The organism is Pseudoalteromonas sp. 19-MNA-CIBAN-0066, from assembly GCF_040308705.1.
Classification (GTDB): domain Bacteria; phylum Pseudomonadota; class Gammaproteobacteria; order Enterobacterales; family Alteromonadaceae; genus Pseudoalteromonas; species Pseudoalteromonas nigrifaciens.
This window is the reverse complement of the sequence record NZ_JBEONZ010000263.1, coordinates 1-262: the sequence shown is the minus strand read 5'-3', so window position 1 is coordinate 262 and position 262 is coordinate 1. Positions and strand designations below refer to the sequence as shown.

Below are 262 nucleotides of genomic sequence, written 5' to 3'. Positions count from 1 at the left end.
GTATTGAAAAAACCAAAAAGCATGCAAATACGCTGGCTATTGAATGCCTGCAAATTGCGCTTGATGTAAGCGAAGAGCACCAGCACCTACCTTATGAAAAAATAGTATCGTTAACTTACGATGCAATAGCTGATCACGCTAAAGCTGTGGGCGCTAACGTACCCTTTTACGCTATGCGCGAAGAAAGCTTACCAACTGAATGCTACGAAATTGCGCTACTTAAAATGCAGTGTGATAAGTGGTGGGCTCGCCAATTAAAAAC

At 42.4% G+C, this 262-nt stretch carries 1 pseudogene; it reads left to right on the top strand.

The features are described 5' to 3' along the window. A pseudogene (locus tag AAEZ18_RS19080) lies at positions 1-262 on the top strand (replication endonuclease); the annotation flags it as partial.